Below are 12062 nucleotides of genomic sequence, written 5' to 3' on the forward strand. Positions count from 1 at the left end.
AATAACGGTTTACAATTTTCATAATTTAATTTATTTAAAATCATTCAAAAACTGTAAAGCTATTTCCGGACAAGACACTATATAGATATATGCTTAGTAGACTATGTAGCTAATCAGCCTATCGCGGTGGCGGGTTTTCTTCTGTTAACTTATGTTTGATGGAGCTTTGAATTTCCTCTATGATTTTCCTTCTCCCAGATTTTATCCAAATCAATAAATCCTTCCTAGAGAAGCAAAGCAGTTTGCCACGCTTATTTACAGGGATTTCCCTTCTGCTTACTTTGGTGTATAGCGTCGGTACAGAAAGGTTAAGAAATTCAGATGCTTGTCGAATCGTCAATAATTCGGAACAAGGTGAATCTTGCTCCTGTTGAGTTTGTAGCAGGAGTTCTTTAATACTATCCACTTTGTCATGGAGCGTATTAATTGCCAGTGGGAGTTGTTCAAATGTGTACTTCATATCAGTATATTTTGTTTTTATACTGCAATGGTACTGGCTTACTTTGTAGGGTTACAACAGGTTAAACGGCATCCTTACTGTTACCCTACTAATACTTACTGTTTTTTTTGTTTCGGACGGTCGGGATAATTGAAGGAACTTTTTCTTTCATTCTAATCTCTAATATTGGCGATTTACAAAACTTGGTATCCGAAGAAATGATAGCGCTTAACCAACCTTCTGTATATTCCTTTATGTTTTCTCCCGTAGCATACACAAAGTATGTGTTAATCCATTTTTCGAGATCAGATTTCAGACACCCAACAATCAGGTTAGCTTCATAAAGCTGCTTAAAGGCATCTGCAAGCTGATTTCCATTTCCTTTAAAGGTTAATTGATTTTCAGGTGCAGTATTGGTATTGATTAATGAGGAAAGCTGTAAATGATGTGCTTCTGAAAAATAGCTTTCCATCAGTTTCAGGAAAACATCTGTAAACTCTGCATTGAATTTTGGCAAGCCTGCACCTGTATTATAGGGCATTTTAACAGGAAGATCATAACGATCTTTTTTATCGATTTCCGATTTCTCCAACTTTGCTTTCCATTTCTCGAAGGTTTCACGAGGATACAAGATTTCCTCTACCTCATTAATCAGATCGGTTAAATACTGCTCCCTAATCTTGACTGAATCGTTCAGACTCTCCACAAACTCATCCCCAATAAAAATATCGCTGTAATCTGGCTGTAGGTTTTTCACAATGAACAAGTAATGCAGTTGAATTGAAAATATATAATTTCTGGGGTACTCTGTATTAAATTCGTTGTATTGGGAGTGGAAGTTTGTCCAAAACAGTTTAAATCTCTCCTTTACTTTTTTAAGTTGCACATGTTCTCTTTTTATCCTCGTATCATCTAGAGATAACAAATCGATCAGTGCCATATCTTTTAGTACCCTAATTTCACTCCGATAACTAAATGAATCATAATACTGCGTTTCATGTACAAGACTATAAGATTTCTTTTCATTTTCATTTATTCGATTTTTCTGTTCTCTTTTTGCAATGATACGAAGATCAAAAGTCTGTAAACAGGCTAAGAATTTGGTTAGATTCTGCATAGAGTAATTTCTATATTGTGATTTGTATGAACACGACGTGTATAAATCAATAGTTTTCCTTAACGCTAATTATTTTAATGGTTAAGTTTGATCGTTAAAAAAGGGCACTTTTCTAAAATAGTCAAAAAAAATTATATATTTGATAGTTAACCTATAATCTAATTATCGCAATCTCACTATGGAAGATAAGTTTTTCGAAACGCAAACAATCTCATCAGAGGTCAAAGCAAAAATAGTATCAGAATATTTCCCACAATATTGTAAGATCTTATTAAAAAGGCCTCAAAAAAGCGTAAGATATCTTGATCTATTTGCTGGGCCTGGTAAATATGGGGATAACAAACATTCAACACCTTTGTTAATTGCCAAAGCTTGTGCAGAAGACCCAATGTTATGTAAGAAGGTTCAATTGATATTTAATGACAAAAATTATTCAAAACAATTAGAACAAAACTTTAAGGAATTTTTTGACGAAGAAGCATTTACAATTCCTCCAAGGTTTGGAAATAGAACTGTTGGGGAAGACAGTAAGATCAGTGAATTTTTAAATAAGGAGCCTGAGAGAAGAAATCCCAATCCAACGCTTTTATTCTTCGATCCGTTTGGATACAAGGGAATAGATACATTAACGCTTGCAAAGTTTATTAGTCATTGGGGAAATGAGTTATTCTTATTTGTAAATATAAAGCGAATTAATCAAGCCATAGCTGTTGGGAAATTTGACGAAATGATGCAGGCGCTTTTTCCTACTACAATTAGTGCTTTGCGAAAAGACAGACAGTATGCTGCGCCTCTTGTTCAAGATAGACTAAACTTAATAATGAATAATTTAGCAAATGAATTTATTAAAGCAGTTGGTGTAAATCTTTACCATTGTGCATTCCGATTTCAAGAGGAAGACAGTAATGGAACAAGTCATTTCATAGTGCATTTTACTAAAAACCAGAAGGGATATGAATTGATAAAAAAAGTTTACCATGCTTATGATAATATCGGAGCCACCTTAATTAATGCAAACAATTATGCTTTTGATGCCAAAAAGAGGAATCAAGCAGAAAGCTTCGACTTTGGGAATCAAAATATTGAAGTGCTATCTTCTTTGATCGAAAACGACTACAAAGGTCAACAAATTACTTCAAAAGCTCTTTTTGATGAGCATCAGCAAAATACAATTTTTAGTTGGTCTCATTATTTAGAAACATTGCGTCATATGGCTAATAAGGATAAAGTAAAAGTTAACTTTACGGATGGTGTTAATCATAAAAAAAGCGTTCTTATATCCGACAACTGTATTTTAAATTTTAATTAATGGCAAAATCATCAATAGAGTGGACTGAGATGACCTGGAATCCAACAACAGGTTGTGATAAGCTATCTGCTGGCTGTAAATTCTGTTATGCAGAAACTATGACTAAGCGTTTGAAAGGAATGGGGCAAGAGAAATATAGCGAAGGATTTAAATTTCGAATTCACCCTGCAACACTTCTCGTACCTTATACTTGGCGTAAGCCTCAATTAGTTTTCGTTAACTCAATGAGTGACCTATTTCACAAAGATGTACCTTTAGAATATGTTAAAAGTGTTTTTAAGGTAATGAACGATACTCCACAACATACTTACCAAGTTCTTACAAAGAGAGGAGATGTTCTTGAGGATTATGCTAAACATTTAGATTTCACCCCAAATATTTGGATTGGTGTTAGTGTAGAGGATGACAGAGTTATAGAAAGAATTCCATTTCTTCAAAGAGTAAATGCTCATACTAGATTTTTATCTTTAGAGCCATTATTAGGTAGTTTACCAGATTTGAATCTAGAAGGAATCCATTGGGTTATTGTTGGTGGTGAAAGTGGTTTTAAGGCAAGAGAAATGAAGGAAACTTGGGTAGAGGAAATTAGAATTCAATGTCAGGAGGCTAATGTTCCTTTCTTTTTTAAACAATGGGGAGGAAAAAACAAAAAAGCCGCAGGAAGACTTCTAAATGGAAGAACATATGACGCTATGCCATTGATTACAAACAGCTACTAACATCAGACTAAAAAATATAAATTATTGCTCCAAAAATAACACTCTACTATGAACATAACGGATTTCATATCCCAATACAGAAATCACCCAGTTTTATTTATTGGAACAGGTATTAGTCTAAGATATTTGCAAAATTCATATACATGGGATGGACTATTGGCAAAAATATCATCTGATTTAAAAGGAAACAACGAATACTACCTAGACATTAAAGCTCAATGTGAAGAAAATGGTCGATATAAATTTGACAAAATAGCTAGTATTTTAGAAAAGGAATTCAATAAAGATCTAATGGCAGATCGAAATGGTAGATTTAAAGCTGTTAATGACGCTTTTTATGAAAGCATGGAGCGAAATATCAATATAAGCAGATTTAAAATCTATATATCACATCTTTTTTCGGAAATCACTACAAAACCAGAAAAAGAAGCAGAGTTGGCCGAACTTAAAAAAATAAGAAAAAATATAGGCTCAATTATAACGACTAATTATGATACACTCATCGAGCAGACGTTTGATTTCACCAAATTGATAGGCAATGACATTTTGTTAAGCAATCCATATGGATCTGTTTATAAAATTCACGGATGTTCTTCTGATGCTGGAAAAATGATCATTACTACTGAGGATTATTCAAACTTCAGCGACAGATATGAGCTAATCAGAGCTCAACTATTATCCTTATTTATACACAATCCAATAATTTTTATGGGATATGGGATTGGAGATGAGAATATAAAAAGCATATTAAAAACCATTTTCACTTACATTGAGCCAAATTCTGAACAAGCATCCAAAATTAGAGATAACTTTTTATTGGTTGAATACGGAAAGGATATAGATTCCATTGAAATATCAGAACATGATATAGATATGGAAGGCTTTTCTACAGTTAGAATCAATAAAATTAAAACAGATAATTTTACGGCCATTTACAAAGCATTATCAAACCTGCAATTAGCTGTGTCTGCGTTGGATATTAGAAAGGTGCAATCCATTGTTAAGGAAATTTATTCTGGGGGCAATATAGCTGTAAAAATTACAGAAGATTTGGATTCAATTAAGAACTCTGATAGAATATTAGCGATTGGAACAGATAAAACTATAAGTTACCAGTTCCAGACTATTACAGAAACTCTAGCGAATTATTTCAAGATCTTGGATGAATCTAATTCACAAGTACTTTCATTTATTGATAAGTATTCCATTTCTATCAACCAGTATTTCCCTATATGCGCATTTTCTGAAATAAATGACTCGATAATCTGTGCTGAAAAGTTAAAGACCCAACAAAAGATTAAACTACAAACCACATTACTGTCAATCCCAGTAACGTGTCATCATGAACACACTACTATTGCGGATGTTTTCGAAGATGGCAACATACCTAACAGTTCCAAAGAAAACTCTATGTTTTGGGGTATAATGAATTCAAAGTTTGATTTGGACGACGTAGAGCAATATCTGAGAAAACATGAAGATAAAAAACAGTCTCATTACAGGAAGTTGCTATGTGCATATGATTTTATGGCATATGGAAATAAGGAAATTGAACCAGAATCCTTACTAATGGAATTTGGTCTCGCCTAAATAAATGTCAAATCTAATCGCAAAAAAAACACATTGATTTATCGTATTATTAAACACAAATTAACCTACATTTAAACTTGGCACAAGACGCTTATAATATGCATCAAGATCATTGTCGGAAAATAATATGTTTGTTTCAGCTCCAGAATATGACATTACCACAGGCACACTACATGCAAGGCCTCTTTTTAACTCTTAGAATGTTAGGCTTTGAGCTTAACAAATTGCCCAATACACCTGATTTTAACGCAAAGAGATTAAGCACATTTCACTATGAAAAACGAAACACTTTAATCATCTGCTAGACAAAAAATTCAATTCTATTTAACATTATGAAGTTCCTTAACAAAAATAGCAATACTTTATTGTGCGGTCTACTATTCCTAATTACAATCCTTTGCTATGGATTTAAATTCATAAATGGAAATGCATTTATTGGAACCCTTGCTTCCGTGGCTACCATTTACTACGGAACTCTAAAACTGAAAATCGAAAACGATCTCATATTCAAGGACCTTTTCAAAAGTTTTAATGAACGCTATGATGATCAAATCAATGATCTAATCAATGGCCTCAGACTGGATGAATCTATAGAATTGGAACATGACCACAAAAAATTGATTATAGACTATTTTAATCTATGCGCCGAAGAATTCCTATGGAAACGTAAGGGACGCATTCCAAATGACGTCTGGATAGCCTGGCGTGCGGGTATCATGGAAAATCTTAAAATAAAACAAATAAGAGAGCTTTTTGAAAAAGAAACCGAAACCAAAAACGGAAAAGCGTCTTATTACGGACTTTACGAAGAACTCGCAAAATAACCAACAGCCTATTTCTGGCAATTACACTTTCACTTATTATGTCATTATTAGAACCTATCAAAATAATATTTGAGGAGAACACCAACTATGAACTAGCACGTCAGCTCGTTAATCAGGCAGCCTCCTTAAAATACCTATCTTCTGACCTTTATCGTGATTCAAAACGATTTATCTATGAGTTACTGCAAAATGCAGACGATTCTTCTGTTAATGGGTCCAAGGTAAAAGTCGCCATAAAATTGTTTGGTGACAAGTTGGTTGTTGCACACACAGGTAAGGCATTCGATGCGCGAGATGTCAGGGGAATTACTGGGGTGGATGATGGAACAAAAAAAAACGCAGTCGATAAAACCGGGTTTAAGGGTATCGGCTTTAAGGCAGTATTCGGGCAATCTAATCATGTCGTTATATTTTCTGAAGGCGAATATTTCAAGTTTGATGCAGATACTAAACATACATGGAGATCTAAATGGGGAGAAAGCCAAGAAATATGGGAAGCCGAAAACGCGCGTAAATTTGAAATGCCTTGGCAACTTATACCAATTATTACTGAAATCAACGAAATAGATAAGCCAATCCACCACTTTCTAACTTCAGGTGCATGGACGGTTGCTACAATAGTCACTTTAAAAAGGTTTCAAGAAACCAAGAAGGGAATTAACGACCTGATAAAGAACGTCAATATGTTCCTGTTTTTAAAGAATATTGAACTAATACAAATAGCTTCCGATGAGGAGGTTATTATTAAAATTACAGAGGATGAAAGTAGTGAAACGACAATTTCTGTAAATAATATAGAAAAAGCACATTGGTTAAAGCATACTATAACGCTTAAAGTACCTACCGAACTAACCGAACAGCTCGAAAACGAAACGGATATGCCTGAGAAACTCCGGGTTGCCGAGAAGGTGGATATTACCCTGGCAGCTAAGGTTACGGCAGAAGGTATCTCAGCTTTAGAAAATAACGAGCAGTTATTATACGCTTACTTACCGACTGAAGAAAACGGCTACAAAATACCTATATTAGTAAATGGTGCATTCTATACTGTCGCCAATAGGGAAAACCTACACAAGCAATCACTATGGAACGAATGGCTTTTTAGCTGCATCCCTACCGAATTATTGAAATGGATCGCAGGACTTGTTTCCGACAAGAAATATGACGCCTATAATTTGTTGCCAGCAAAATTATTACAATCCGACCCTTTGGCTGATGCTTATAATAAAAGTCTTCAACAAGGCTTTCAAAATATTCCTTTGGTTATAAATACTGCTTCAGATCTTTTAAGAATACCAGAGTCACTTATTGACTTCACATTTCTGTCTGGCAAAAACTTTGTGGGAGGTACAGCTATCAGAAATTTCATCATTACTGATAAAGCACTGACGCAAATTCACACTACACCCTTTGTGCCCAATATTGGCTATGCCTCAAAATTAAAGAAAATTGGCGTTACCGCCTTTCACTGGGGGCAAATGCCAGCCTTGCTAAAAAACCCTCAATTTATAGAAAGCCATAATGCCACTAATAATATCGCGCTTATAAGTCATTTAATGGCTGTAAGCCAAAATGAAAAAATAGCGGACGTTAACGATACAATTCTTATCGACTGGCCCTTTATCATGAATCATAAAAGCGAATTAAAGTCACCAAAAGAAGTGTTCTTTCCTTCAGCAGATGATGTTGTTGATGCAACAAGCAACATCTCATTCATCCATGATGACCTACAACAATGGCTGGACTCGGACCAAAAAACCAAAACCTGGTTAGAAGCTTTAGGTGTTGTTGAGAAAACTGATATTACATTTCTAGAGAAAACCATAATACCCAATGCGGCCAACTATATAACTCCCCGAAATGCAGTAGAGACAATTCGAAAAATTTTCAGTCTATACTTCAAACAAGATATTGGTATTGACACGCTAAAACTGCTAACCCCCCTTAAGTTACTATCTACTACCGGAACTCTTGTAACAGCGGCCAAATGCTATTTTTCTGCTGAATACCGACCTCGTTTAGATTTGCAACCGGTTTTAAATGAAGACATCTATCTTAGTAATCAGTATATAAGTGAAGGAAATACACACTCCCAATGGAAAGCATTTTTCTTGCTGCTGGGGGTTAATGAGGGGATTGATACAATTTGCTATGATAAACGTTTACCTAATAACACTCTATTGACGTATGGCATAAAGCAAGAATATTTAAGCAGACAGGAACATAAATTTACCTTCATAAATCCCTATTGGGTTGAAGAGATGAAAGGCTTGATTACACTCACCTTACTTCATTATACAGAGATAAGTCATTCATTCGCACAAATTTTTTGGAACGATGTAATTGCCAACATAGTGCCTTCTGAACTTAAAAAGCAAGCAACAGCCTATTATGGCCGCCCTGGAAAACGAAGCAGGGTTGATGGTGACGAGGTAGAAAACTATTTAAAATGGTACGCGACCCATGTTTATTCTCTGCCGAATAGCACTAATACCCCTTTAAACTCTGCAAGTATTTTCCTCAATACACCTGAAAACATAAAGGTGTCGGGTAAATATCTACCGGTATTTGAAGGGCCGGACTTGAATGCGGACTGGCGTACTTTCTTTAACTTCAAAGTACGCTTAGATTTACAAGACTATCTTAAGATGTTGACAAAATTATCTGAAGATCCTGCCGGCGATAATAAAATAAGGACACAATCTATTTATGAAAATCTTTTGGAGGACTACACAACTTGGGACTCAGCCAGGCAGGAATTAGTTGAAGAATGGGCCGTCACAGGAAGGTTGTCGGATGTTAGCGGTAGTTATAAGCCCACAGGAGAACTGCATTATTATGCTGACGGGGACAATTCAATATTTGGGAATAGTTACAGCTTTATTCAACTGGGTGTAAATGCGAAAAGACACCCTGATATCCTGAATTTACTGGCACTTCTCAAGGTAAAAGTGCTCAAACAGGACCAATTTGGCATGAAGGCATCCGAGGATTTAACCAAATCTTCACTTAAACCTCAACTGCAAACTATCCTGCCCTATTGGGCAAAGTGGATGGAAAAAGAGAGACAAAGCGGCTATGAGGAAATGCTTTATGACCTGCAATACAAACTTGACTCCATCGAAATATTAGAGGCCTCTGAACTAAATATTACCTACGGCGAAGATTGGAGTAAGAAAGTTGTACTGCATTACCATGATAATAAACTTTATGTAACTACTCCGTGGATTTCCAACAAAGTGATGTATGCACTTCCTGATAAATTGTGTGATATTTTCCCTGTAAAAAAATACAATAATGAAGTAGCTTTTCTTTTAAAATCATCAATATCAGAAATTAAAGAGCATTTTGAAGAACAGGGTATAGAGATGCCACCAGTATCCGAAGAAACAACTGATGGTCATGACAGTGGCCAGCATGGTGTCCCTCTTCCAACACCGGATAATGATGTTCCCCAAAAACAAAATATCGATTACCAATACTACTGGAATTTAAGCTTGGAACGAAATAAGACCTTAGTCCAAAGCTGTAATAATGATCCATCCTATTTGCTAAAACAGGGTCTGAAAGCTAAAAACACTGGAAGTCCTGTAAATATTTACCATTTCAGCCATATTGAAAATGCTGTTTCCATTATCCGTGAAGGGGCTATAAAAAGCAGACAAGATGCTGTATTCAAGGATAGCGCCGGTTCTGGTATCATTGCTCAAACCGATGCCGCGAGGAAAGTTTTTGCACGGTTTTATTTTCGCCCTAAGACACCAACACAACATTATGTGGAGAATCTTGGGCGCGGTAAGGAATCACTAAGCAGAATAGGCAGCGATCCACTTTGCCCAATACCGGTATTCTTTGTCATTCCAATTGAAAAAGCCATAGAACAAAATGAATGGAGTGTTAGCATTGGCTCACTAGCTTCCCCCCAGGTGGAATTCGGTAACAGTATTGAAACAATTTCAAAATTTGATTTTGATGGTGTTTATAAAACGGTGGCGGAACTTGGTCCAGAGCGGTTTCGTATTGCCGCCCATCAAGAATTTCTCGTGAAAGATAAACTGGAGTTGAGTACACTGGACTACCAGCTTGTAGTTCAGGATGAAAATGTTAAAAAAAGCCTTCTGGTAATGCTAGGAGATTTGGCTATGGAATGGGAGAATAAAATAATTATTAATGATGATTTTTATAATCAAGAGAATCCAAAAGTGGTAATAAGTTCCACGGATACTTCCATCGAAGCATCTTTATCAAAAGAACATCCTGGTTATTTCATCCTCCAGCATTCGACGGGCTCCCAATGGGAAGAAGTTGCGGCTAACATCAATCGGCAATACAATAGCGGCAACTGGATAACTACTCTCGCGGGCAATGCAATCACGCTTAAAGGTGAATTGGGTAATATAGAACATAAACTGTTCTATATCTATAAAGGCCGTGTGTGGCTCATCCATACCAATACAAGCGATTATCATTTCGATTATACATTAGTCAGAGCAAGTCTTCAGGAATGGTTTGAATCTGCGGAAAGTGACATAGACGGGTTACTCAATATACTTAAGATACACCCAGAATTGAATTATTATTATGATAGGCCTATTGGCGGGCCTGATAGTTTATCACTCGAAGAGCATACAATCGCCGTTATGAATAACTATCTTGAATACTTTGCAGGGACCCAAAAAATATTCGCCACGGAAAAGGAATATATATTCTGCTTGTCACTACACGATATTGGCAAACCTGCCGCTATGGCAGACGGGAACAGGCATATGCAGCATATCAAAACTTTGGAGATACTCGAACGGCTGCGTGGGGTTTTCCCAATCACGGATGATGCTATGCATAAAATGAGGGTACTTATTAATGCTGATCCCATTGGTAAATACCTAAATTCCGCCACGGATTATACCTGTGAGGAAGCGAGTATGGCAATTGGGGAAATGAGCGATAAATTGACTATATCTAAGAGTGATTTCCTTCAAAACCTCATTTGTTATTATCAATGTGATGCCTCTGGCTATGATTCACTTAGCAAAAGGTTGTTTATCCAAGTTGAAGGCAGACTTAAAATGTTGGCTGATAAAACACGTTTATTGTTCAATGAAGATTATGAAACTAAATTTAAAGCGCTCATAGAAGTAGTTAAGCTTTTAAAATAATTAATGGAAATAATAAAATCAGGAAATATTTTTGACAGCGAAGCGCAGACTTTGGTTAATACCGTGAATTGTATGGGTGCTATGGGTAAGGGCCTCGCTCTTCAATTTAAAATCAGGTATCCTGACATGTTTATGGCATATGAACAAATTTGCATGAACAAGCTGCTAGATATAGGAAAACTGTGGCTATACAAAACCGACCAGCACTGGATATTAAATTTTCCAACCAAGTACGACTGGAGATATCCAAGTAAAGTTTATTTCCTTGAAAAAGGCCTTGATAAATTTATGCAAACTTATCAGCAACGCAACATTGAATCCATTGCATTCCCCTTATTAGGTGCAAGTAATGGAGGTATTGCCCCTGAAGCATCTTTGAGGATCATGACTACTTATTTGCAACATTGTACAATTCCGGTAACGATTTACCTTCAGTACCAGCCAATAGAAAATAAACTATTTTAAGTCGGCTATGGGATGCAAATTTCAAGTAGTAGTTTCAGACCGTTTTTTCCAAAAGCCTAATGAGGTTACATGGGGAGATTAAGAAATTTTAGTAAGATGGAAATAATTCACCACCTGGATCTAGATACGTTAAGTAATTAACTTTGATAATTAGAGTAGAATGTTTATTTTTACACATACCAATTGCAGTTAAAACGTATAAAAAAAGTGGTGAGTGATTCGGTGAGTCGAATTTAAAAACCACACTAGATACTATTTAAACGTTGATTTCGGGACTAGGTTCTGATGCCAGCGGGATCACCAGATTCAAAATCAAAACGTACAAAAGGCTGTTAATCGCATGATTAACGGCCTTTTTACTTTTACTGCCCCGTCCTAAAATAGGTTGACATCAAACTCAACTTATTATGAAAAATGAGGAAAAGAAAACCGTCAGACGTAGT

The 12062-nt window shown here is 35.8% G+C and carries 8 protein-coding genes; 6 read left to right on the top strand and 2 right to left on the bottom strand.

Annotated elements, in window-relative coordinates; translation table 11 throughout:
- Positions 1 to 118: 118 nt before the first annotated feature.
- Positions 119 to 460 carry a helix-turn-helix domain-containing protein gene (locus tag K7X70_RS24275; RefSeq protein WP_222539513.1) on the bottom strand — a complete coding sequence of 114 codons (342 nt, stop codon included), beginning with the start codon at positions 458 to 460 and terminating at the stop codon, positions 119 to 121.
- Positions 461 to 548: 88 nt separating this feature from the next.
- Entirely contained in the window at positions 549 to 1556 is a 1008-nt protein-coding gene (locus K7X70_RS24280) for a hypothetical protein (RefSeq protein ID WP_222539514.1), read from the bottom strand.
- Positions 1557 to 1734: 178 nt separating this feature from the next.
- On the opposite strand from K7X70_RS24280, the gene tcmP reads away from it, so the two are divergent.
- From tcmP to K7X70_RS24310, 6 genes are all read left to right on the top strand, one after another.
- Positions 1735 to 2865 (top strand): three-Cys-motif partner protein TcmP, encoded by a 1131-nt coding sequence (gene tcmP, locus K7X70_RS24285; protein WP_222539515.1) that lies wholly within the window; start codon positions 1735 to 1737, stop codon positions 2863 to 2865.
- Positions 2865 to 3584: a DUF5131 family protein gene (locus K7X70_RS24290; RefSeq protein WP_222539516.1), complete on the top strand. Its 720-nt coding sequence runs from the start codon at positions 2865 to 2867 to the stop codon at positions 3582 to 3584. The genes tcmP and K7X70_RS24290 overlap by 1 nt, the downstream gene beginning before the upstream one ends.
- A gap of 48 nt (positions 3585 to 3632) precedes the next feature.
- Positions 3633 to 5174, top strand: a complete 1542-nt coding sequence (locus tag K7X70_RS24295) for an SIR2 family protein (RefSeq protein WP_222539517.1) — start codon at positions 3633 to 3635, stop codon at positions 5172 to 5174.
- Positions 5175 to 5506: 332 nt separating this feature from the next.
- Entirely contained in the window at positions 5507 to 5998 is a 492-nt protein-coding gene (locus K7X70_RS24300) for a rhodanese-like domain-containing protein (RefSeq protein WP_222539518.1), read from the top strand.
- A 38-nt stretch (positions 5999 to 6036) separates the two neighbouring features.
- A complete protein-coding gene (locus tag K7X70_RS24305) occupies positions 6037 to 11154 on the top strand; it encodes a DarT ssDNA thymidine ADP-ribosyltransferase family protein (protein ID WP_222539519.1) in 5118 nt (1705 codons plus the stop codon).
- Between the two features lie 3 nt (positions 11155 to 11157).
- Complete coding sequence (locus K7X70_RS24310; RefSeq protein ID WP_222539520.1) at positions 11158 to 11619, top strand: macro domain-containing protein; 462 nt, start codon at positions 11158 to 11160, stop codon at positions 11617 to 11619.
- Positions 11620 to 12062: the final 443 nt, after the last annotated feature.

This window comes from Pedobacter polysacchareus (genome assembly GCF_019802255.1).
GTDB classification, from domain to species: domain Bacteria; phylum Bacteroidota; class Bacteroidia; order Sphingobacteriales; family Sphingobacteriaceae; genus Pedobacter; species Pedobacter polysacchareus.